The 22,334-nt window shown below is 42.3% G+C and carries 19 protein-coding genes; 15 read left to right on the top strand and 4 right to left on the bottom strand.

The annotated features are described in order from the left end of the window. Window positions 1-48 precede the first annotated feature (48 nt). From T487_RS0102505 to pssA, 3 genes are all read right to left on the bottom strand, one after another. Complete coding sequence (locus tag T487_RS0102505) at window positions 49-2,496, bottom strand: DsrE/DsrF/DrsH-like family protein (protein WP_031573626.1); 2,448 nt, start codon at window positions 2,494-2,496, stop codon at window positions 49-51. Further along, window positions 2,497-2,787, bottom strand: coding sequence for an ArsR/SmtB family transcription factor (locus tag T487_RS0102500; RefSeq protein WP_031573624.1), 291 nt, complete (start codon window positions 2,785-2,787; stop codon window positions 2,497-2,499). A gap of 161 nt (window positions 2,788-2,948) precedes the next feature. Beyond that, window positions 2,949-3,461, bottom strand: coding sequence for a CDP-diacylglycerol--serine O-phosphatidyltransferase (pssA, locus tag T487_RS0102495; protein ID WP_031573621.1), 513 nt, complete (start codon window positions 3,459-3,461; stop codon window positions 2,949-2,951). 341 nt (window positions 3,462-3,802) lie between these two features. On the opposite strand from pssA, the gene T487_RS0102485 reads away from it, so the two are divergent. The 8 genes from T487_RS0102485 to T487_RS0102450 all read left to right on the top strand — a co-directional run bounded on the left by T487_RS0102485 (window position 3,803) and on the right by T487_RS0102450 (window position 12,269). Beyond that, a complete protein-coding gene (locus tag T487_RS0102485; protein WP_031573616.1) occupies window positions 3,803-4,696 on the top strand; it encodes a YegS/Rv2252/BmrU family lipid kinase in 894 nt (297 codons plus the stop codon). A gap of 165 nt (window positions 4,697-4,861) precedes the next feature. Continuing rightward, the gene (gene cysK, locus T487_RS0102480; protein ID WP_031573612.1) at window positions 4,862-5,776 is read left to right on the top strand and encodes a cysteine synthase A; all 915 of its coding nucleotides are present in this window, start codon (window positions 4,862-4,864) and stop codon (window positions 5,774-5,776) included. A 21-nt stretch (window positions 5,777-5,797) separates the two neighbouring features. Continuing rightward, complete coding sequence (gene epsC / locus T487_RS0102475; RefSeq protein ID WP_051651446.1) at window positions 5,798-6,355, top strand: serine O-acetyltransferase EpsC; 558 nt, start codon at window positions 5,798-5,800, stop codon at window positions 6,353-6,355. Window positions 6,356-6,457: 102 nt separating this feature from the next. Further along, complete coding sequence (gene queG, locus T487_RS0102470) at window positions 6,458-7,459, top strand: tRNA epoxyqueuosine(34) reductase QueG (protein ID WP_031573607.1); 1,002 nt, start codon at window positions 6,458-6,460, stop codon at window positions 7,457-7,459. Window positions 7,460-7,500: 41 nt separating this feature from the next. Beyond that, a complete protein-coding gene (locus tag T487_RS0102465) occupies window positions 7,501-8,193 on the top strand; it encodes a lysophospholipid acyltransferase family protein (RefSeq protein WP_242848015.1) in 693 nt (230 codons plus the stop codon). Window positions 8,194-8,205: 12 nt separating this feature from the next. Then, entirely contained in the window at window positions 8,206-8,859 is a 654-nt protein-coding gene (nth, locus tag T487_RS0102460) for an endonuclease III (protein WP_031573603.1), read from the top strand. A 27-nt stretch (window positions 8,860-8,886) separates the two neighbouring features. Further along, complete coding sequence (locus T487_RS15705) at window positions 8,887-11,235, top strand: sensor histidine kinase (RefSeq protein WP_051651444.1); 2,349 nt, start codon at window positions 8,887-8,889, stop codon at window positions 11,233-11,235. A 125-nt stretch (window positions 11,236-11,360) separates the two neighbouring features. Further along, window positions 11,361-12,269 (top strand): D-alanine--D-alanine ligase, encoded by a 909-nt coding sequence (locus T487_RS0102450; RefSeq protein ID WP_031573597.1) that lies wholly within the window; start codon window positions 11,361-11,363, stop codon window positions 12,267-12,269. A 47-nt stretch (window positions 12,270-12,316) separates the two neighbouring features. Here the strand turns inward: T487_RS0102450 and T487_RS0102445 are convergent, their stop codons facing one another. Beyond that, window positions 12,317-13,342: a M42 family metallopeptidase gene (locus T487_RS0102445; RefSeq protein WP_031573595.1), complete on the bottom strand. Its 1,026-nt coding sequence runs from the start codon at window positions 13,340-13,342 to the stop codon at window positions 12,317-12,319. 246 nt (window positions 13,343-13,588) lie between these two features. Between T487_RS0102445 and T487_RS0102440 the strand changes: the two genes are divergently transcribed. From T487_RS0102440 to T487_RS0102410, 7 genes are all read left to right on the top strand, one after another. Beyond that, window positions 13,589-15,100: a VanW family protein gene (locus tag T487_RS0102440; protein WP_031573593.1), complete on the top strand. Its 1,512-nt coding sequence runs from the start codon at window positions 13,589-13,591 to the stop codon at window positions 15,098-15,100. A gap of 174 nt (window positions 15,101-15,274) precedes the next feature. Then, window positions 15,275-16,207, top strand: coding sequence for an AAA family ATPase (locus tag T487_RS0102435; protein WP_031573590.1), 933 nt, complete (start codon window positions 15,275-15,277; stop codon window positions 16,205-16,207). 2 nt (window positions 16,208-16,209) lie between these two features. Further along, the gene (locus T487_RS0102430) at window positions 16,210-17,313 is read left to right on the top strand and encodes a DUF58 domain-containing protein (RefSeq protein WP_031573587.1); all 1,104 of its coding nucleotides are present in this window, start codon (window positions 16,210-16,212) and stop codon (window positions 17,311-17,313) included. A gap of 2 nt (window positions 17,314-17,315) precedes the next feature. Next, entirely contained in the window at window positions 17,316-19,496 is a 2,181-nt protein-coding gene (locus tag T487_RS0102425) for a transglutaminase-like domain-containing protein (protein WP_031573585.1), read from the top strand. Window positions 19,497-19,535: 39 nt separating this feature from the next. Beyond that, window positions 19,536-20,369 (top strand): Cof-type HAD-IIB family hydrolase, encoded by an 834-nt coding sequence (locus T487_RS0102420; RefSeq protein ID WP_031573583.1) that lies wholly within the window; start codon window positions 19,536-19,538, stop codon window positions 20,367-20,369. A 4-nt stretch (window positions 20,370-20,373) separates the two neighbouring features. After that, complete coding sequence (locus tag T487_RS0102415) at window positions 20,374-20,838, top strand: tRNA (cytidine(34)-2'-O)-methyltransferase (RefSeq protein WP_031573580.1); 465 nt, start codon at window positions 20,374-20,376, stop codon at window positions 20,836-20,838. Window positions 20,839-21,083: 245 nt separating this feature from the next. Further along, complete coding sequence (locus T487_RS0102410; protein WP_031573577.1) at window positions 21,084-22,238, top strand: BMP family lipoprotein; 1,155 nt, start codon at window positions 21,084-21,086, stop codon at window positions 22,236-22,238. The last annotated feature ends 96 nt before the right edge of the window (window positions 22,239-22,334 follow it).

Genomic DNA, 22,334 nt, shown 5'->3' with positions numbered 1-22,334 from the left:
TGTAAAAATAAGAAAAGGTTCAGCGATTTGCTGAACCTTTTTTGTGAGTTAAATAAAGAGTGTTGCATTGGATTCGTCGGATTCGGCGAGCATATATCCTACTCCACCGAATTTTACCCCATCCAGAAGCTCTTCTTCCTTGATGCCGAGAAGGTCCATGCTCATCTGACAGGCGACGATCTCCACACCGCTGTCCATGGCGGCTTTGATGAGTTCTTCCAGGGACTGCACATTTTTCTTCTCCATGATGGAACGGATCATTTTTGGGCCGATTCCACCCATGTTCATTTTGGAAAGTCCCAGCTTTTTGGATCCCTTAGGCATCATAAAACCGAACATTTTTTCGATGAAGTTCTTTTCTACAGGGGCATGTGCGGATTTTCTAAGAATGTTGATCCCCCAGAAAGTAAAGAACAGGGTGACCTTCTTGTTCATTGATGCTGCGCCGTTGGCAATGATGAAAGAAGCGATGGCTTTGTCCAGGTCTCCGGAGAAGACCACCATGGTCATGTTCTCGGTATTTCCGTTTTTTGTGCTGCTGCAGGAAACCGTCAAGTTGTCTTCTTTTGCAGAAAGTCCTTTCCGGATAGAAGCCTTGATGAGCCCTTTGTCCTTCTTCACATCCAGAAGTTCATTGCCGGTTCTTCTGGTCCAGGCTTTAATGTCTTCATAAAAGCCCATATCTGAAGCTGTGATGTTGATGGTGTCTCCGGGATTCACCTGGTCCACGGTGCTTTTCACTCTCATAAGTGGTCCTGGACAGCAAAGTCCAGTAGCATCCAGTTCTACAGTTTCAGAAGATACTGAAGAGACGGCCGGTTCATCAGAAAGGGTATGTTCTCTATCTTTTTCTGCTGGCTGCATGGCTTTGTAGAGTTTGAAGCCTCCAGTGATGTTCTTCACTTTAAATCCGTTCTGCTGAAGAATTCTTGCACCGATATACCCTCTAAGGCCCACCTGGCAGTAGAGATAAAGCGTCTTGTCCTTTGGCAGCTCGCCCATACGCTGCCTTAAACTGTTGAGAGGAATATGGATCCGGCCTTCCAGAGAACCGTTTTCCACTTCTACCTGATCTCTAACATCCACAAGCAGCATAGTGCTTGGATCAAAGCTTTTCTCATAGTCCTCCAGTGTCACGTGGTCCACCAGACCATCCAAGGTGTTCTCCGCTACAAATCCAGCCATATTAACAGGGGATTTCCCGCTGGAGTAGGGTGGAGCATAGGCAAGCTCCAGTTCTTTCAGGTCATCCACGGTGCCGCCAAACTTAATGACAGTGGCAATGACATCGATGAATTTATCGACACCTTCGTACCCTAAAGCTTGAGCGCCGAGCACTTTTCTGTTCTCATCAAAAACGAGCTTGATGGTCAGCTGCGTCGCACCTGGATAGTAACCCGCATGATTATTCGGATGGATGAAGATGGACTTAGGCTGAAGGCCTTTCATTTTGGCCACACGTTCATTCATACCGGTGGAAGAAGCGGTAAGATCAAATATCTTAAGAATAGAAGTGCCTATGGCGCCTTTATAGACCACATTTCGCCCTGCGATGTTGTCGGCGATGATTCTACCCTGCCGGTTGGCAGGTCCAGCCAGAGGAATGGCGGTTTTTCCACCCAGCATATAATCTGTGATTTCCGCAGCATCTCCAGCAGCGAAGATAAAAGGATAATTGGTACGAAGATACTCATCCGTAAGAATGTGCCCTCTTGCACCTAAAGCGATACCGGAGTCTTTAAGAAATGCCGTGTCTGGTGCAACACCTATGGCTGACACAACAAAATCACCTTTCAGTATTTTGCCGGAGGAAAGCTCCACATGGATATGTCCGTCTATTTCTTCAAAAGCACAGACTGCATCATTGATGTAGAGGGAAATACCATGTTCTTCCAGTTCATGTTCTGCTTGGATGGACATTTCAGAGTCAAAGGGGGCAAGGATATGAGGAGCTGCTTCCACTAAAGAAACTTTCATTCCGCGCTCGTGGAGATTCTCGGCGGTTTCAATACCGATGAACCCTCCACCGATGACAATGGCGTCTCCCTTGAGATTCTTTTCCGCTTTTTCTTTGATCTTGTCCATGTCACTGATGTCTCTCAGGGAGAAAATCAGGGAGGAGTCGATTCCATGAATGGGTGGCTTCACCGGCTTTGCCCCCGGTGCAATCACCAGATAGTCGAAGGATTCATCATAGAATCCTTTATCCTTACTGTGGACTGTGACGAGTTTTCGTTCTGCGTCCACTTTCACTACCTCAGACAATATTCTGACATCCAGATTAAATCGGTCCTTCATGGCCTGTGGGGTCTGAAGAATCAGCTGGTCTCTTTCTTTGATGACTTCTCCGATATGATAAGGAAGTCCGCAGTTTGCAAAGGAAATATAAGGTCCTTTTTCAAAGACGACAATTTCCATGGATTCATCCAGTCTCCTCAGCCTTGCCGCAGCAGATGCCCCGACGGCGACTCCACCAATGATCAGTGTTTTACTCATTTATTTATCCTCCTGAAGTTCAATACTTTCGATGATCTGTCTTGCTTTGTCATGCACCAGTTTATAAGTGATTTCCAGTCCTTTCCGTTCCCCTTCGATGATCCCAGCGCTTTTCAGCTTCTGAATATGCTGGGAAATGGTGGACTGGGGAAGATTCAGGCAGTCTGTCATGTGGGTCACATTACATCCTCCTGTAGTCAGGATTCCTTTCAGAATACAAAGACGCACTGGATGACCCAATATTTTTAAGAGTTCAGCTGCATTTGTGAATTTAGCAATGTTATTCTCCATCTAAATCTCCTCTCTTTATCGTTACATCCATATATTACGTTATTACGATATTATTGTCAATAAATTATCAATTGTTATTTTATGTCAATAAGTTGCAAAATGCGAGAATGAATGCACAACGAAGAAAAACCTGCCAGTTTTATACCTGACAGGTTTTGTGATTAACGTTTTTGAAGTTTTATGGTGCTAACCATAAGATAGGCTAGTGAGAACATCAGGAAGATCACCAGGAATCTTAAATTGAGACTGTTTCTAAGAAGCAGAAGAAACAGTGTCAGTACACATCCCGCAATGGTGATGGGCAGTCCCATGAATACTCCGTCAAAATGCTGGGAGTTGTATCTTGCCAGTCGGTAAGAACCTGCCACTGGAAAAATAAGCACTGGAAGCATGCCTAGAAGGGTGAGTTCTTCCAGTCCAAACATGAAGTAGGCCTGTATGGCTGGCGCAACACCAAAGGAAACGAGATCTGAAAGAGAGTCCAGTTCTTTTCCCAAGGGACTTTCTGCATGCAGCAGTCTGGCTATTCTTCCGTCATAGCGGTCTACGAGTCCGGCACCTAGAATAAAGAGCCCAGAATTCAGATAATCTCCTTTCACCGTAGCAATGATGGAGAGAATTCCCAGGGAGAGATTAAGGAATGTTAAAATATTTGGGATAAATCCTCTTTGCATAAATAAGTACGGATAATTCCGAAATTATCCTTCTCCTTTCGTTAAAAATTTCATGAATATATCTATTATAAACGATGAGGGGAGATTCACAAAATCTTTTTTCAAAAGAAGAAGCGATTCATTGTAAGCAGAAGCAATGAAGGGAAAATCAGGCACCACATCTTCTTTGAAAAAGGAAGAATGGTAAGAATCCTCAATTTCTGCTACTGTATAGAAAAGCCTCACAGATTTCTAGTTTCAAGATTTAGGATAAAGAGATAGAATCAAAGGCAGTTCATACTCACATAAGAATCAAATCTGCGATATAATGAATCTAAGAAGAATGATTTCGGAGGAATCCCATGAAAAAAGTGAAATTTATCTACAATCCTTATGCTGGAGACAACTATATCATGGATAAACTGGACGAAGTGATTGATGTGCATCAGAAACATGGATATCGGGTCGTACCAGAAAGATTGGATGAGGAACATAACATGGCCGCAGCCATGGAGGATATCCATGAGGGCTACAGTCAGATTCTCATTGCAGGGGGAGACGGCACTGTGGATATTCTGATCAATTATATGATGGAAAGGGATATAAAGCTCCCCATTGGGATACTGCCCATGGGCACTGCCAATGATTATGCCAAGTACATCGGTATCCCTAAGGATATATCAAAAGCACTGGAAAAAATGTTCAGACTGCCATCCATGAAGATGGACGTGGGTAAAATCAACGAGAAATATTTTATCAATGTAGCCAGTACAGGTCTTTTAACGGATGTATCCCAGAAAACACACAGTGAGCTGAAAAATGCCATTGGGAAACTGGCTTACTATATTAAAGGTTTGGAACAGATTCCTACGTTCAGAAAAATCCCTGTAAAGTTCACATCGGAAGAAAAGACCTATGATGGAGACATGTATGCACTCCTTGTTTTTAATGGCCGTACTGCAGGAAACTTGGATTTTGCTTATAAATCAAAAGCCAATGATGGTCTTTTGGATGTAATCCTCATAAAAGCCAGTTTTAAGGAGATTGTTCCTCTTCTGGCGAAGATGCTTCGGGGGGATCATCTGGAAGATCCGGTGGGACTTCTCTATTTCCAGACGAAAGAGCTGTTTATTGAGACAACGGATGAACTCATTGTCAGTGATATCGATGGAGAGCGTGGTCCGGATTTCCCGCTTCATATTCAATGCATCCAGGGAGGAATTGAAGTTCTGGGTGTGGATCCCAATCATATATAAGGAACAGGACGTTATAAGAGGGGCTCAAAAGGCGCCTCTTGTTTTTCCGATACAGATGTTTTCTGCTCCAGTACATATGTTATTGACAAAAGATTGTGCTTGATGTAATATTTACAACAGAATTCCTAGTAATCGACTAGGATATAAAAGTGAGGTTGAAAATACATGATTTATCAAAATGCGATTGAACTTGTTGGCGGAACACCGCTCCTGAAAGTAAATGGATTTGATGCGGAAAACCGTGCAGAAGTATATGTGAAACTGGAAAAAATGAATCCCGCCGGAAGTACAAAAGATAGAGCTGCTCTTGGAATGCTGGAGGAAGCTGAAAAGAAAGGTCTTCTGAAAGAAGGTTCTGTGATCATTGAGCCAACCAGCGGCAATACAGGAATTGCTCTTGCCATGCTTGGAAAGGCGAAGGGATACAGAGTGATCATTGTGATGCCGGAATCCATGAGCCAGGAAAGACGAGCCCTTATTAAGGCATATGGCGCGGAACTTGTGTTGACAGAAGCAGCCACAGGAATGAAAGGTGCCATCAAGAAAGCTGGAGAGATCAAAGAAGAAGTTGGTGCTCTTGGGTTCATACCACAGCAGTTTATGAATGAGGCAAATCCAAATAAGCATTATCAGACCACTGCAAAAGAGATTTTTGAAGATCTTCCAGATGTGGATGCTTTTGTTGTAGGAGTGGGCACAGGTGGAACCATCAGCGGATTTGGACAGTATGCAAAAGATCATGGGAAGAACGTGAAGGTTGTGGCAGTGGAGCCAACGACTTCAGCAGTCCTTTCTGGTGAAAATCCTGGTCCTCATAAGATTCAGGGGATTGGTGCTGGGTTTGTTCCAGACAACTATCATGGAGAATTTGTAGATGAAATCCTGAAAGTGTCCACGGAAGATGCCTTCAGCACAGCAAAGACCTTCGGGCAGGAAGAAGGCGTTCTCATTGGAATCTCATCAGGAGCAAACCTTTATGGCGCCATTGAAGTGGCTAAAAAACTAGGTAAAGGCAAAAAGGTTGTGACGGTGGCTCCAGATGGAGGAGAAAAGTATATTTCCATGGGGCTTTTTGACTAACAGTCAGAGTTGAGGTGTAAAATGTTCAGAGGGCTGCATGAAGATGTGAAAAATGTATTAAAAAATGATAAAGCGGCAAAATCCTATCTGGAGGTCCTCCTCCTGTACCCGACAATACACGCCCTCTTTTATTACCGGATGGCTCATTTCTGTTATCGAAAGAAACTGTTTTTTCTGGCAAGACTGATCAGTCAGACCGCACGATTCACCACCGGGATAGAAATCCATCCTGGAGCGAAAATCGGCCGAAGGCTTTTCATAGACCATGGTATGGGGGTGGTCATCGGAGAGACTACCACCATTGGAGACGACTGTATCATTTATCATGGGGTGACCCTTGGGGCAACGGATTGTGATGCACCCAAAAGGCATCCTGACGTGGGAGACCGAGTACTGATCGGAGCAGGTGCAAAGATACTTGGACCAATCAGCATCGGAAGTGGTGCAAAGGTAGGCGCCAATTCTGTAGTGCTGAAAAGTGTGCCCGCAGGAGCAACCGCTGTAGGAATTCCTGCCAGAATCCTGATCCAAAAGAATGAGGAATCTGAAGTGCGGTTTCTTCACTATAACTATATCTAGAAGATGGAGGCTTTTCCGGAGACGGAGAAGCTTCTTTTTTCGGTTTTTTTCTGAAGATACTTCGACTATAATAAGAATAAAGAAGGATGAGGAGGAAGTGGCATGTCAGAAGGCATAATTCAGAAGAAGATCATGGAAAAGCTTGAAGATCTGGGACTGACTCAGTATGGGTTTATGAAAGCTCAGGCACTTTCCCAAGACAGCTTGGCTTATTTCAAAGAGAGAGAAGAAAGGAATTTCACAACGTCCTTTGAAGAAAATGATCTTTTGAGAAAAGTGAATCTCCGGTCGGAAATGGAAAATGCGCAGACCATTATATCGGTAGCATTTCCATATTTTTATGACGCCTATATCCATAAAGAGGGATATTTTTCCCTGTACACCTTAGGTCAGGACTATCATATTGTTGTGAAAGACTATTTGGAGAAAGTGGCAGATGTGATCCGAAGCCACGGATACGAGGCAAAAGTGTTTGCGGACAACAATTCTCTGCCGGAGAGATATATCGCCTATGCTTCTTATGTAGGCGAAATTGGAAAGAATCATATGCTCATCACAAAAGAGTATGGAAGCTATGTTTTTCTTGGGGAAATTCTTACAAATCTCGTCCTGGACACCCGGGAACGGGATTATCATGAGATTCCTCTGCATTCCATCTGCGGAGAGTGCACCAACTGCATCAAAGCTTGTCCCACTCAGATTTTAGGAAGCGAGTATTATGACACAAAAAGATGCATGTCCTATATTACCCAAAGCAAAGAAGTGCCTGATGAGGACCTTCTTCTCTTTAAAGGAAGGCTGTTTGGATGTGATACCTGCCAAAGATCCTGCCCACTCAACAGAAAGGTGAAAACCAGTCCCATTGAGGCCTTCAGACCTCGGGAGTATATGAAGTATCCCAATCTCCGGGAACTCCTGGAGCTCAGCAATCAGGAGTTTCTGAAGTACAAAGAGACATCCTCCGGGTGGCGTGGGAAAAAGCTTCTGCAGAGAAACGCCATGGTGGAGCTTGTGAGAAAGGGCAATACGCTTGATTTGGAAAGGCTTCCCACGGAGTATCTGCGGGAGTACTACCATAGACTCGAAAGGCTTTTCAACATATAATAGGAATCAGTAAACTAAAAGGGGTAATAATTTTGAGAAAAATGATATTGAAAGCTTTGGCTTCATCACCTGAAAGTGTTCAGAAATTTGTGGCTAAAAGAGGATTAAAGTATATCTTCACAAAGATTGCTACGGTGAAGCTTCATAATAGAGAGAATCTGCCAGGAAAAGAGGAGCCGATTTTGTTTGTATGCAATCATCTGAGCAATATAGACGGCCCAGCCATACAGTCAGTGCTGCCGGAGTATGATCTCACCTTTGTAGCAGGACAGAAATTATCCAGCGACCTGTTTACAGGTCTTTTCAAGAAGGTGTTTAAGAGCATCAACATCAAGCCCAACTCACCGGATAAGGCAGCAATGAAAGAGATCATCAATCTTTTACGTGGTGGTCAGAATGTGATGATTTTTCCAGAAGGCACCAGATCCAGAGCCGGTTCTATGATTGAAGGAAAGAAAGGAGTCCTTCTCATTGCGAGAATGACCGGGGCGAAGATTGTGCCTCTTGGCATGACCGGATCAGATAAAGTTCTGCCCATCAATCAGGATGGGAATATGACTGGAGAAAAACTGCATAAGGGAACCATAGATATAAGAGTGGGGAAGAGTTTTAAAGTCCCAGAAAAAACACCGGAGCAGTCTAAGGAAGAGTACGATCAATTTGCTTTGAACTATATCATGACCCGAATTGCAGAGCTTCTTCCCACAGAATATCAGGGAATATACCGCTTATAGAAAGGATGTACAATGAACAAAAAGAATAAGGAAGTGCTGGAGATTTTATACCGCACTCATCCGGATGCAGAATGTGAACTCCATCATGAAACACCGCTTCAGCTTCTGATTGCAACCATTCTGTCGGCTCAGGCAACGGATAAAAAAGTAAACGAAGTTACGGATAAGATGTTTCAGAAATATAAAACACTGGAGGACTTCCTTCAGATGACCATGGAGGAGCTGGAAAGCTATATTAAAGTCATAGGGCTTTACAGATCCAAGGGAAGCAATCTCATGAAGCTTTTTCCGATTCTAAAGGAAAAGCATGGCGGCGAAGTGCCAAGAACCATGGAAGAGCTGATTTTACTCCCAGGCGTTGGAAGGAAAACTGCAAATGTTGTTTTATCCAATGCTTATGGAGTCCCTGCCATTGCAGTGGATACCCATGTGTTCCGTGTGGCGAACCGCATCGGCATCGTAAACGAAGAAACTGTAGAAAAAACAGAGGAATCACTGATGAAGAAGCTGGACAAAAATCTTTGGATCGATGCGCATCACCTGCTCATCTTCCACGGAAGAAGAATATGCTCCGCCAGATCGCCTCAGTGTGGAGCTTGTCCTCTCAATCATCTTTGCACGTATTACAAAAAGAATAAAAAAACACTGATACCAAAAGAGAAGTAGTCGTATTTTCGGAAGGATGTGAGCCTGTTGAAATCAAAACAAACCATCGGAACCCTTATTGCTGCCAATGGGCTGATTCTTCTGACGCTTTTTATACTGTTTGGACTGTCCTATCTTTTTGCAGCCATGGCACAGAGCTCAGGAAATGAGAATCTCCTGGAAAGCAATGGGGTATCCACTGTGGTAATGGCAGGCTTATCCGCACTGATGCTGTTTTTTTATGCATCGTACACCAAGAAAGAATATTTCACGGTGCTGGCTTTCGCATTGTTTTTTGGTTCTATCATTGAATACAACAACAGGTTCTTCCTCATTGATGGAAACATAAGCTCAATTTTTCTTGGATTTTACCTCATTATGCTGATCACACTGATATTTATGATGTCCGCGGCATTTTCCTATAATGAAGTAATCAGGGCCAATATGAAAGTTATGGTATGGTCCATTTTGGCCATACTGCTGGTCTTTACCATACTCAACTACTATGTGTTTAAAGAAGCTGTGGTTTTCCGAGATTCCAGTCTGATGGTTTTTGAGCTTATCATGCTTGCAACGGTTCCGGTTCTGGGGGGATGGTATTACCATACTTTTTTCACGAAAAAGAATGTCATGAATTTATCTGTCTACTATACCAGCCTGCTTTATTTTGCAGCTGTTTTCACAGAGAGTACAGCAGTGGAGCTTTCAGATTCCAGGCTTCTTTTTGTCGCAGACAGATTCATGCTTTTCACCTACAGCACATTTCTCGTCTTTGTGCCTGTGGCTTTCTACAGGATCATTAAAGAGAAAGATGCCTTGATCTTAAAAACAAATGAGCTGAAACAGAATCTGTTTATGTTTTTCAAGTCAGCTGAATACAATGAGAATATCACAGTATTTGTGAACTCAAAATATGAAATTCTGTATGCCAATGCAAAATACAAACAGTTCTTCAATCATTACAGAAAATATCTGGATTCATACTTATCAGGATATATCCGAGAAAAGTACGAAGTCATCAAATACAATATGAACTATTCTGCTTCCATGAAACTGGAGATGGAAGGGAAACAGTATATTTTGGATGTGGATGTGGTTTATCTTGAACAGGATACAGAAGAGATTTTCTGTATCACAGCGAAAGATATCACGGTCATCAGAGCAATGCAGGAATCTCTGGAACGGTCTGAGTACAAATATCGGAGTTTCTTCAATTTGATTCCTGATTTTATTTTTCTTTACGATATCGGCAAAAACAGGGTTATTGAAGCAAATGATATGGTGTACAATGACTTCAAAAATATCCCGAACAACCGGTTTGTCAGGAATCCCATGGAAGAGAGATTTATGGGGCTTTCTTATAGAGAACTAAGCGATATCGGCAATAAAATACAGTATGGAGAAATTCTGAAGCTTGATATCCTCAAGGTGAAAGACCAGAAGGGACAGGATGTTTACGTTGAACCGAATTTCCGTCTCATCAGTGTGGAAAAAGATAAGTGGCAGATGCTGGTTTTCTTAAGAAATGTCACAAACTCCGTGAAGCTTCATGAGCTTAGGATAGAAAATGAGGCAAATATCCGGAAGCTCTATATTGCTGCTGAAAATGAGAAAATGTTCAATGAGTTCTTTGCCAACATGTCCCATGAACTGCGTACGCCCATCAATGTCATACTCTCTGCGTTGGATATGATGGAGATTTCTGGGTTTGATGGGGAAAAAGTAGAAAAATATGCTGGGCTCATAAGACACAACTCCTATAGGCTTCAGCGTATTGTCTCGAATATTCTGGACATCACCAAAGTGGACTCCGGATTTTATAAACTGAATATGCACAATTATGACATTGTCAGTTTTACAGAAGATACCGTCATGTCTATTCTTCATTATGCAGAGAACAAAGGGCTGAAAATTATTTTTGATACGGAAGTGGAAGAACATATTGTGCAGTTTGACCTTCCGTCCATGGAACGGGTACTGCTCAATTTATTAAGCAATGCCATTAAGTTCACCAAAGATGGAGGAACAATTTTTGTGAATCTCACCATGGATGAAGAGGCTGGGAAGATCTTTATTGATGTGAAAGACACAGGTATTGGTATTGCTCCTGAAAATGTGGACACAATTTTTGACAGGTTTATTCAGGTGAATAAATCTACCACAAGAGATAATGAGGGCACGGGAATTGGACTGTCCATTGTAAAGAAACTCATGAACCTCATGGGAGGGGATTGTGTGGTGGAAAGCCAGCTTCATGTTGGAACCACATTCCGTCTTATTTTGTCTGATGTAAGAGTTCCAGGAGAGGCGGATTCCGGCAGCATTATTGATTTCTATGAGAAAACAACCAATCGGGTGGATATTGAATTTTCAGATCTTCAGACTTCAGACAGGTAGCTTGAAAAAGCTGCCTTTTTATTTTTGTAAGCGATTAACCAGTAGACTATGGTCTTGAAAGTAAAAATGATTGGTGCAATAATGGAATTTAGAGTTTCAATGTAAAAGAAAATGGAGTGTAGATAATGAAGATTGGTGTAATCATGGGTGGTATTTCCAGTGAAAGAGAAGTTTCTCTGTCTTCCGGCAGAGAAATACTGAATCATATCAATTTCAATGGGTATGAGGGTGTAGAGATCATTCTGGATACCAAAACAGACATATTCGAGAAAGTAAAAGGAATTGATTTTGCTCTGCTGGCTCTTCATGGCAAATATGGAGAAGATGGAACGGTTCAGAGTATTTTGGATTCTCTGGAGATTCCATATTCTGGATGTGGTATGCTCTCCAGTGCCCTCTGTATGGATAAGGACCTGACAAAGACTGTGCTTAGAAATCATGGGGTAAGAACAGCAGAGTGGTTTGTTGTGAAAAATGCTTCGGACGTAACTGAAGAAATGGTGGAAGTATTGGGGTATCCGGTTGTGGTGAAACCCAATCGAGGAGGATCCTCTGTAGCCACATTCATTTGTACATCCTATGATGAAGTGGTTGAAGGAGTCAAAGAAGGTCTGAAGGTGGATTCTGAGGTTATGGTGGAAGAGTTTATCAAAGGAGATGAAATCACAGTACCGATCCTAGATGGTGATGCTTTACCGACTCTCATCATCAAGCCTGTGAAGGGAGGCTTTTTTGATTATCAGTCCAAATATGAGGATGGTGGAGCCGAGGAAGTTATCATTGAGTATGAAGAACCGCTTCAGTCTGAAATCAATGAGCTGGCTCTTAAGACCTTCTCTGCATTGAAATGTGATGTCTATGCCCGAGTGGATTTTATCGTCAGGGATGGTGTGCCGTATCTTCTGGAAATCAACACACTTCCAGGTATGACAAGAACCTCTTTGTTCCCCAAGAGTGCAAAGGGAATAGGACTCAGTTATCAGGGCCTCTTGGACCGCATCATACAGTCTTCATTAAAGCTTCGCGCGAAATAGATATATGAAAAAGCCTCTCCTTCTGGAGAGGCTTTTTCATATAATGCTTATCTCTTTGCCAATTCAATAATAAGGTCATAGGTCGCTTTTAAAGACTCCATATGGGTTCTTTCGTACCCATGGGATGCGAAGACTCCAGGGCCGATGAGCCCTGTACGAATATCGTAACCGGAGCCCAACGCTGCGGAAGCATCAGAACCATAGAATGGGTAAATATCAGTGGCATAGGGAATCTGATTCTCTCTGCAGATCCTCTCCATGGTCCTTCTCAGTTCATAGTCATAAGGACCTGAACTGTCCTTTGCACAGATGTTCACTTTGTATTCGGAGCTGTTCTGGTTGTTTCCAGGAGCACCCATATCCACGGCGATGAATTCTGTAAGATGCTCTGGTAAAGCAGCTTTGGCTCCGTGTCCGACCTCTTCATAATTAGAGATGAAAAAGTGGAGGGTCTTTTCTAGTGGAACGGACTTTAATGCTGAGATGGCTTCCAGAAGAACAGCCACGCTGGCTTTGTCATCCAGATAACGGGATTTGATAAAGCCTTTTTCTGTAAACTGAAGTTTTGGATCAATAAAGACAAAATCACCTACCTCAATACCAAGAGCGCTTACATCGGAAGCATTAAAGACTTTTTCGTCCAGGACAATCTCCATGGTTTCCTGCTTTCTTTCCAGAGACCTTGCATCCTGACCATCAATATGGACAGAAGGCTTGATGGTTTGAATCGTTCCCGAATAGGTCTTGCCGCTGGATGTCATCACTGTGCAATTTTCTGACTCCAGTGTGTTGTACATGTATCCACCGATGAGCGTGAATTCCAATGTCCCCTTGCTTTTCAATGATTTCACCATGGCCCCCAGTGTGTCCACATGAGCAGAAAAAAGCCTGCCTTCTTCTGATTTTCCAGGCAATGTAACCAGGACAGCGCCCTTTGTTGTTGTCTTGAATGGCACGTCCATAGAGTTCAAGGTGCTTTCAATGTACTTCATGACATCCAGATGATAACCTGTCGGGCTGTGAATCTCAATCAATGATTGTAATCTTTCTCTTATAGTAGTTTCAAAAGCCATAATATAACCTCCTAGCTTAGATACCTCTATCCTATCGTAAATGCTGTTTTCTGTATAGAACACTCTAGAGTATAATCTGTACTGCTGTTGAAAGAACTGTCAGCAGCACATGACTTGTTAATAAAATTAACAAACAAATGTAATTCTTTTGTGAAGTATTTTTTGGATTCTGTGGTAAAATAAAACTACTTAGAATTGAAAGACAATCGAAATCGCATGAAGGAGGAAGGGATTACCCAACAGTATATGAAGAAAAAATTAATCATAGCAATCATACTAGTACTTACATTATCAGGGGCTGGAACCGTAGCTTACAGAAGCTATGCCCTAGAGAAGGAATGGGAGAAACAGGAGGCGATTCATGTATCCGCAGTGGAAACAGCGCGGAAGATGGAAGAGGCCCAGAATAAAAAGGTCATTGCAGAGTGGCAGGAGAAGGTTTATCCTGGTGTTTCTGTTATGGGCGAAGACCTTTCAGGGATGACACTTCCAGAGGTGAAGAATCTTCTGGAGACTAAAATTCTGGAGGCAGTAAAAACAAATGCCCTTACAGTGGTTGTAAAAGACAGAGAGTTTACACTGAACCTAGGAGACCTAGATCCAGTTCTGGATGCTCAGTCTTTGGCGGAAAATATTGTATCCATAGGAAAGAATTTAGACGAAGCGGAAAAGCTGCAGAGAATCTATACAAAAACTCTCGAAGAGGTGGAAGTTCAGTATACATACTCTGAAGAAAAACTCATAGCTTATGTGAAGTCCATAGCTTCTGAGATTAATGTCAATGCAAAGAATGCAACCATCAAGAAAAGTGGAGATGGATTCACAGTGACTGAACACCAGACCGGTATGGTTTTGGAAGAAGAGAAACTTGTTGCCAGTCTGAAAGAAGTATTACCTAAACTCGAGCCAGGAGCTAAGCTGGAAGCATCCTTAGTGATTGATGAACCGAAAGTTACATCAGATGCTCTCAAAATGATTGATGGAAGACTGTCCACATTTACAACCAATTATTCCACATCAGCGGCTGGAAGAAAACATAATGTTGGATTCGCGGCCTCTCTAATTAACGGCACAGTGTTGATGCCAGGAGAAACCTTCAGCTATAATGCTGAGATTGGTCCGGTAACACTTAGAGCTGGGTTTAAAAATGCTGGTGTTATTATTGGAGACAAGATTGAAGATGGTGTCGGTGGAGGGCTTTGTCAGGTATCAAGTACCCTTTATCAGGCAGCTCTTCACAGCAATATGGGTATTGAACAGAGACGAAATCACTCCATGGCGGTTGCCTATCTGAAGCCAGGTATGGACGCTGTAGTGTATGGTCCTTATCTTGATCTGAAGTTCAAGAATAATTATCCAAACCCTGTGTATATCCAGGCTTATGGAGACAACAATAATCTGAGTGTTTCTATTTATGGACATCAGGCAGACTTAGGCGGATACAGCTATAAAGTATTCAGTGAAACGACATCCGTACTGCAGCCTACCATCAAGAAGGTGGAGGACAATACACTGTTTGTTGGAGAAGAAGTTGTGGAAAAGAAGCCTGTAACAGGGTATACCTCCAAAACCTACAGACAGACCATCAAGGATGGTAAAGTCGTAAAGACGGAAGTGATTTCTCAAGACAGCTACAAAAAAGTGGATGGAGTCATTCGTGTTGGAACTAAAGCAAAACCAGCAGCTCCAGAAGCACCAGCTCCAGAAGCACCAGCTCCAGAAGCGCCAACAGACCCAGCAACTGCACCAAACGGTTAAAGATTAGAATTATAAATAGAAGACTTTCCTCATTTTCTGGGGAAAGTCTTTTTTCATTTGTGATTGTAACCATAAATTTATAATTTACACACAGCTCCTATGTTAAAATGATTAAGACAGCTAAAAATTGAGAGAACTTTCTTGAATTTTTCAGGAACAAAGGAGCAGAGCTAAATGGAACATGTGAAAAAGATTGAACAGAATGTGGAAAAAGTAATCATTGGGAAAAATAATGTCGTAAAAAATATCCTGAAGGGGATTTTGGCAGGTGGGCATATTCTTATTGAAGATATTCCGGGTATCGGAAAGACCACCCTTGTGAAAGCTCTGGCCAAGAGTTTGAATCTCAGCTATTCTAGGATCCAGTTCACCCCGGACCTTCTGCCTTCTGATATATTGGGGGTATCCATCTACAATCAGAAGGAAATGAGTTTTGAATTCCGTAAGGGACCTGTCTTTGCAAATATTGTCCTGGCAGATGAAATCAACAGGACCTCTCCTAAAACTCAGGCGGCGCTTTTGGAAGTCATGGAAGAAACTCAGGTTTCTGAAGGGAATAAGAGCTATCTCTTGGAAAGGCCATTTTTTGTCATGGCCACACAGAATCCGATCGAATATGAAGGAACCTTCAATTTGCCAGAAGCTCAGCTGGACAGATTTATGATCCGTATCAAAATGGGCTATCCATCGATCCAGGACGAAATGCATATCCTTCGCAATACAAGGGAGGAGATTCCCATTGAGAATATTGGGCCTGTGGCTTCGATAGAAGAGGTGATGATGCTTCAGAGAAAAACCAGAGAAGTGAAAGTTGCAGAAGGCATCTATAAATACATCGTGGATATTGTCAAAGAAACCAGAGAGAGTAAGTTTTTTGCACTTGGCGCAAGTCCCCGAGCTTCCATTGCGCTCATGAGGATCAGTCAGGCATCAGCCTTGATGCAAGGAAGAAATTATGTGATTCCAGAGGATGTGAAAGAGAATGCGGGAATGGTCCTGGCGCACAGGCTGATTCTTTCATCTTATGCAAGAGGACAGGGAAGCAGTTCTTATGAGGCTGTGCAACTCATTGTCGCATCTGTGGAGCCGCCAAGAATGGATGCATAGCCATGAAGATGGATTTTAGGTTTATCATTGGTCTTCTGATTTCTATTGTGCTTTATTATGCCATAGGCGGGATTGTATTCACCTCTCTGTATTACATCATGATCAGTATGTTCATTTTAGCTGTAGTCTATATTACAGTGTTCTCAGGAAAAGTATCCGGTAAACTGACCTATATGAAGGATCGATATGAAGTGTTTGAGACAGGAAAGCTGAATCTTCAGATTTTCAATGATTCAAGGTTTTTTCTACCCTACGTCACAGCCATCAACCAATATACGGAGATAGAGACCCGCAGTGTCAGTGCAAAGAATAGAGCACAGATTATGTTTCATTTCTATTTCCCGAAAAGAGGAACTTATGAATTTCAAAATCTGAGACTGGAAATTCGGGATTTTTTCAACATATTTACAATCAGAAAAAATCTGAAAAATGAAAGTGTGAGGGTGTATCCTAAATCCAGAGTACTTCCGGAAACTCTTTTTGAACTTGGTGTGGGCAGTGAAGGAATCAAACAGTCCAGATCAAATCTGGAAGATCCTCATATGATACGAGAAATGAGAAGATATAATGTTGGAGACAGTCTGAAACGGATCAACTGGAAGGTTTCTGCAAAATATGGAGAACTGTATGTCCGTAGAGGAGAGCAGAATAAAGGAATTGATTATCTGCTTGTCATTGATATGTGCGAAGAGATCTACAGGATGGATCAGGATGGGGCAAAAGAAGAAGCTCTGGTAGCGGATGCTCTTGCGGTGTCAGCCCTTCTTCTAAAGGAAGGGAAGGAGCATAAAGTCGTGATCAATGGATTGGAAAGGAAAGAATTTGATTTGAGAAGAATGAGCCAGCATGAAGCCCTAGTGGAGTATATGGTAGATCATGATTCCAACGGGAAAAAACCAATGCAGGACTTTATGAACGAAAAAACAGATTTATTTCAAAGTGCCTCTTCCATCATTCTTTTCACAGGCAACAGAAATCCTCTTCTGACTAAGGTGGTACTGAAACTTAAAGACAAATACAATGCCATTACCTGGTTTGCGGTAGAGGATGACCTGAAAAAAGATGCGGACTATGAAGGAATCACACTGAAATATATAGGGGAATAAGTATGAGCCGATTAAAAAATAAAGTCATTCCATTGATGATCATTTTTTTCAATATGATCATTATGGGTATGGTCATGGAAAGTGCATATTTTATTGAAGGATTCAAGCACACTGAGATTATGGTGTTTGCTTTACTGCCTGTTCTAATGGTTCTGGGTTTTTTAGGGACGCTGAAAGGTGAGAACAATTATTACCGGATCGGTTTCTTTTTACTCGGTGCAGTTTCAGCATACTTTCTTTATCAGGCTGTGAAAACCATAGATCTGTTTCAGATTCCTTCAGATATCGCTGTCATCAACGCTACCATTATGGATGGCTTGAGTATTCAGTTCACAGACTTTCTTAATGTGCTGAAAGTCATGATGCTCACTGGTGCGGTGATACTGAGCATTACTCTGTACATTTTTCCCTATAATATGGTGATTCTGGATATGGGGCTGCTCCTATTTCTGTGGATCGTAGATTATTATGGAAATACATACGAATATGCTAGATTTTTTGTTCCGGTGTGGGCATTCAGTCTTCTTTTCTACAGAACAACACTTGTGGATCAGGAAGCTAAAGTGCTTAAGGTGAACCGGAATAGAAGGCTCGTCGAAGCAGTGGTACTCACCCTTATTATTACAATAGGATCAGCATTTATTGATATTGAGACGAAGGGTGTTTATTCTGACAGATTGTTCAATTATTTCAACGGTCAGGTGGTACCCCAGGGAAGCATTACTGGTGCAAGCATCAGAGATCCCTTTGGCATAGCGATGACAGGGTATAATGACTCAGAAACACTTCTTGGAGGAAACATCTCGATCAATGAAGAAGAGGTGATGAGAGCCTTTGGAGAGGAACCCATCTATTTACGAGGTACTGTGAGGACGGAGTACTTAGGAGACCGCTGGGCTAGAGATGTGATTGAATATGAGCCCAATGGAAGCCTTTCCTCAGAAAAGGCAGCATATTATGAGCGTTTGACGGTCAATGAAGATCTCAGAAGAATTGAGATCAGACCTATTGCGGAAATGACATCAAACCTCTTCAGCAGTATTTACACAAAGGAAGTGTCATTCTCCAATAACTTGGCGCTGCTCTTCTATAATGATGAAAGAAGCACCTACACGAGCAATAAAACAGTCATAAATAATTATGATATTACCTACTTCAGAGAAAATCTTATTGAGGACCATATCAGAAGGTTGCCCAAAAATGTCCGAGCATCAGATTTCTATATGGAGTATGGCCCTTATCTTCAGATTTACCAGACACTGACCCCAAGAACAGTGGATCTTGTAAACAGTCTTGTGGATGATTCTATGCGTAACTATGAAAAAGCGGAAGTGCTGACAAATTATCTCAGGGAAAATTACAGCTATACCCTAACACCGGGAAATCTCCCAGAAAATACAGACTTTGTGGATTACTTTCTATTTGAGGTAGAAGAAGGATACTGTGTTTATTTTGGCACTGCATTGACTGTGATGCTTCGAATAGCAGGTGTACCCACCAGATACGTGGAAGGGTTCAAAATGTCGGAAGAGGCTATTGATGGAGAGTATATTATACGAAACAGTGATGCCCATGCCTGGACAGAGGTGCTCATTGACGAAGAGAATGATATCTGGCAGATTTTCGATGCAACAGGTACTCCACGGGAACTGATTTATGGAGAAGAGCCAGAAGACGAAGAGAACCAAGAAGGTGAAGAAGGTGTAGAGACACCATCAGAGACTCCAGAAACAGAAGTGCCGGCACAAGAAGGAGGTACGGATGTTCCGGGACAAAGTCCGGAAGAACAGAAGATAGAACAGACCAGAAGAAATGTGATACTCCTCATTCTTGGACTCCTGTTATTGGCTGTGGTATCAAGAGCAGCTTATAAAAAGGCAAGGCTTCAGAGAATGATGAGCAGCGGATCTCTAAAACCATATTTCAGAGAAATGCTGAAACTATTCTCATTCATCTATTACAGAAAAGAATCTGGAGAGACTTATTTAGAAATGGCAGCAAGAATCAAAGATGAGGAGATCCGAACTCAGATGGAGACACTGGTTACAGAAGTATACAAAGAAGAGTTCAGCGGAGAACCGGGTGAGTTTACTCAAAGAGTGGAGTTTTATGAAGATGTATACGGTATCGTGAAAGATTATCGGGGGCCAATCTTCGCTTTCATGAAAAAGCATTTTCTGTAATATGATATGATAGTAGAAACGAGGCCAGGAGGATATTGAATGTATAAAATGATTTGTATTGATATTGATGGAACACTGATCCGCGACGATCTGACTGTTTCAGAACGGGTAAAAGATGCGGTGAGAAAAGCGAAAGAGAAGGGGATTGTGGTAGCGCTCAGCACTGGCAGAATGCATCAGAGCGCATTGCAGTATTCGGATGAGCTGGGTCTTACAGACCCCATCGTATCTTCTAATGGAGCTTACGTCAGTGATCGTGACAGAGACGTAATCTATTATGAAGAGAACTTGGCTCTTGAAGATATACTAAGTATAGATGAAACATTAAAGAAATTTGACACCAAAATCAACTGGTACAACCATGGAACCATGTATGTGGCGGAGTACAGAGATTATGTCGGCCGCTATGAGAGGCTGAGCAAAACCCTTCCTGAGAATCGGAGAATTCATATTCGCTACATAACGGAGGAGTTTACAATAAAAGATATTTTGTCCGAAACGGGAAATACCATTCAGAAAGGAATTGTGTTCCCTGCCATGGAGAAGATTGCTTCCATCAAAGAAGAAATGATGAAAAACAAGAGAGTGAAAGTAGTAAGCTCTGGTGCGGATAATGTGGAGTTCACCTCCTATAAGGCGGATAAAGGACTTGGGGTGCTGGCTTTAGCCAAGGAACTGGGCATTCATGCAGAAGAGATTATTGCAGTGGGAGATTCAGAAAATGATCTGCCGATGCTGAAAGTTGTTGGAATGCCCGTGGCTATGGGAAATGCTATGGAGAGTCTTTTCCCACATGTAAAATATATCACGGATAGTAATATGAATGATGGTGTCGCTTCCTTAATTGAGAAATTTATACTGAACGAGGGGTAGTTAAGTGATCAATATCGTTTTATTCAGACCTGAAATACCACAAAATACTGGTAATATTGGGAGAACTTGTGTACTTACAGGTGCAAAGCTCCATCTGATCGGCCCAATGGGCTTCCACATTGATGATAAAACTGTAGCGAAGGCAGGGCTGGACTACTGGAAGGAGCTTGATGTGACGCTTTACAGCAGCTATGAGGAACTGAGAGAAAAGTATCCAGATGCTACCTTTTATTTTTCCAGCACCAAAGGTAAGAAGTTTCACTCGGAAGTGAAGTTCCAGGACAATGACTTCATTGTTTTCGGAAGAGAATCCAGTGGATTGCCAGAATATATCATGTCTGAGAATCAGGGGCAGCTGTTCAGAGTGCCTATGGTAGAGACTACGACAAGGAGTCTGAATCTGTCGAATACTGTAGCTATTGTTGCTTATGAAGCGTTGAGACAATTGGGATATCCTGAGATGATATAAATATATAAAAAATACATATGAGGATGAAAAGGACTGGTTTTCAATGGATTTCTACATCAGTCCTTTTATTTTTTTGTAAACGATACAGGTTTATTTACAGTTTATTCATATTTAAAGTGCAGTTTTCAAAAAAAACACGTACATTACAGCATTTCAGAGACGATAATAGTTGTGGTTTTTTTGTAAAAAAGATATAATAAGACCAACGACAATAAAGTCGAACGAATTATTTGGAGGGTTTTTTAATGAAAAAAATGCTTGCAATTGTTATGTCAATCTTGATGGTTGGTATGATTATGGTTGGTTGCGGAACCAAGTCTGAAGGCGAAGGCGAAGGCTCAGGTTTCGAAATTGCTCTGATCACCGACAAGGGAAATATTGACGACAAGTCATTCAACCAGGGTTCATGGGAAGGTGTAGTTGAGTTTGCAGAAGCCAACAAGATCACTCATAAGTACTACAAGCCAGAAGAAGCTTCTGATGCTGGATACCTTGCAGCCATCGATCTTGCTGTAACTGGTGGAGCAAAAGTAATCGTAACTCCTGGATTCCTTTTTGAAGTGCCAATCTATGAAGCACAGACAAAGTACCCAGAAGTGAAGTTCATCCTTCTTGATGGAGCACCTCATACAGCTGACTACGCTACTTTCAAAACTGAAAAGAACGTTGCATCTGTAATGTACTCCGAAGAACAGTCCGGTTTCCTTGCTGGATATGCTGCTGTAATGGACGGCATGACAAAGCTTGGATACATGGGTGGTATGGCTGTACCAGCTGTACAGGCTTTCGGTTATGGATACCTTCAGGGAGCTGAAGCAGCAGCAGCAGAGCTTGGACTCGCTGATGGTGCAATCGAAGCAATCTATCACTACACAGGAAACTTTGAAGAAAATGATACCAACAAGGCTACAGCTAAGACCATGTACCAGGAAGGCATCGAAGTTATTTTCGCTGCTGGTGGAGCAGTTGGTAAGTCCGTAATGTCTGCAGCATCTGAATCCGATGCTAAGGTAATCGGTGTTGACGTTGACCAGAGATATGACAGTGAAACTGTTATCACCTCTGCTACCAAGGGACTTGCTGCATCTGTAGTTGCTGTACTTGATGCAATCTACAAGTCAAACAGCTGGGATACCTATGGTGGAACAACCACATACTTCAACGCTGCCAATGACGGTGTTGGTCTTCCAACCATCGTTATCGGAGATGACAAGGCTGATGCATTCGACAGATTCGAGTCCTTTGACAAGGCTGCATATGATAAGGTATTTGCAACACTTGCTGATGGATCTGTAGTGCCAGTTAGAAACATTGAAGTTGCAGCTGAAACAGGATACGCTACTGCTGAAGAGCTTGTTGCAGGTCTTGGACTGGCTAAGGTTAAGGTTTCTGTAAGATAGTAAGGTAAAGCATTCATGTCATAGTGGCCTTTGCCTTATGCAAGTATGAGTTATCAATGGGGGAAGGCGTGAGTTTTCCCCCATTTTCCAACTAAA

This window comes from Proteiniclasticum ruminis DSM 24773, assembly GCF_000701905.1.
Taxonomy (GTDB): domain Bacteria; phylum Bacillota; class Clostridia; order Clostridiales; family Clostridiaceae; genus Proteiniclasticum; species Proteiniclasticum ruminis.
This window is presented reverse-complemented; position numbering and strand designations above follow the sequence as displayed.

Excerpts from the sequence above, each read along its gene's own strand:
- T487_RS0102420 (WP_031573583.1), top strand. The coding sequence starts at position 19,536 with ATGTATAAAATGATTTGTATTGATATTGATGGAACACTGATCCGCGAC.
- cysK (WP_031573612.1), top strand. The coding sequence starts at position 4,862 with ATGATTTATCAAAATGCGATTGAACTTGTTGGCGGAACACCGCTCCTG.
- T487_RS0102435 (WP_031573590.1), top strand. The coding sequence starts at position 15,275 with ATGGAACATGTGAAAAAGATTGAACAGAATGTGGAAAAAGTAATCATT.
- epsC (WP_051651446.1), top strand. The coding sequence starts at position 5,798 with ATGTTCAGAGGGCTGCATGAAGATGTGAAAAATGTATTAAAAAATGAT.
- queG (WP_031573607.1), top strand. The coding sequence starts at position 6,458 with ATGTCAGAAGGCATAATTCAGAAGAAGATCATGGAAAAGCTTGAAGAT.
- nth (WP_031573603.1), top strand. The coding sequence starts at position 8,206 with ATGAACAAAAAGAATAAGGAAGTGCTGGAGATTTTATACCGCACTCAT.
- T487_RS0102410 (WP_031573577.1), top strand. The coding sequence starts at position 21,084 with ATGAAAAAAATGCTTGCAATTGTTATGTCAATCTTGATGGTTGGTATG.
- T487_RS0102445 (WP_031573595.1), bottom strand. The coding sequence starts at position 13,342 with ATGGCTTTTGAAACTACTATAAGAGAAAGATTACAATCATTGATTGAG.
- T487_RS0102465 (WP_242848015.1), top strand. The coding sequence starts at position 7,501 with ATGATATTGAAAGCTTTGGCTTCATCACCTGAAAGTGTTCAGAAATTT.
- T487_RS0102440 (WP_031573593.1), top strand. The coding sequence starts at position 13,589 with ATGAAGAAAAAATTAATCATAGCAATCATACTAGTACTTACATTATCA.
- pssA (WP_031573621.1), bottom strand. The coding sequence starts at position 3,461 with ATGCAAAGAGGATTTATCCCAAATATTTTAACATTCCTTAATCTCTCC.
- T487_RS0102500 (WP_031573624.1), bottom strand. The coding sequence starts at position 2,787 with ATGGAGAATAACATTGCTAAATTCACAAATGCAGCTGAACTCTTAAAA.
- T487_RS0102485 (WP_031573616.1), top strand. The coding sequence starts at position 3,803 with ATGAAAAAAGTGAAATTTATCTACAATCCTTATGCTGGAGACAACTAT.
- T487_RS0102450 (WP_031573597.1), top strand. The coding sequence starts at position 11,361 with ATGAAGATTGGTGTAATCATGGGTGGTATTTCCAGTGAAAGAGAAGTT.
- T487_RS0102425 (WP_031573585.1), top strand. The coding sequence starts at position 17,316 with ATGAGCCGATTAAAAAATAAAGTCATTCCATTGATGATCATTTTTTTC.
- T487_RS0102505 (WP_031573626.1), bottom strand. The coding sequence starts at position 2,496 with ATGAGTAAAACACTGATCATTGGTGGAGTCGCCGTCGGGGCATCTGCT.
- T487_RS0102430 (WP_031573587.1), top strand. The coding sequence starts at position 16,210 with ATGAAGATGGATTTTAGGTTTATCATTGGTCTTCTGATTTCTATTGTG.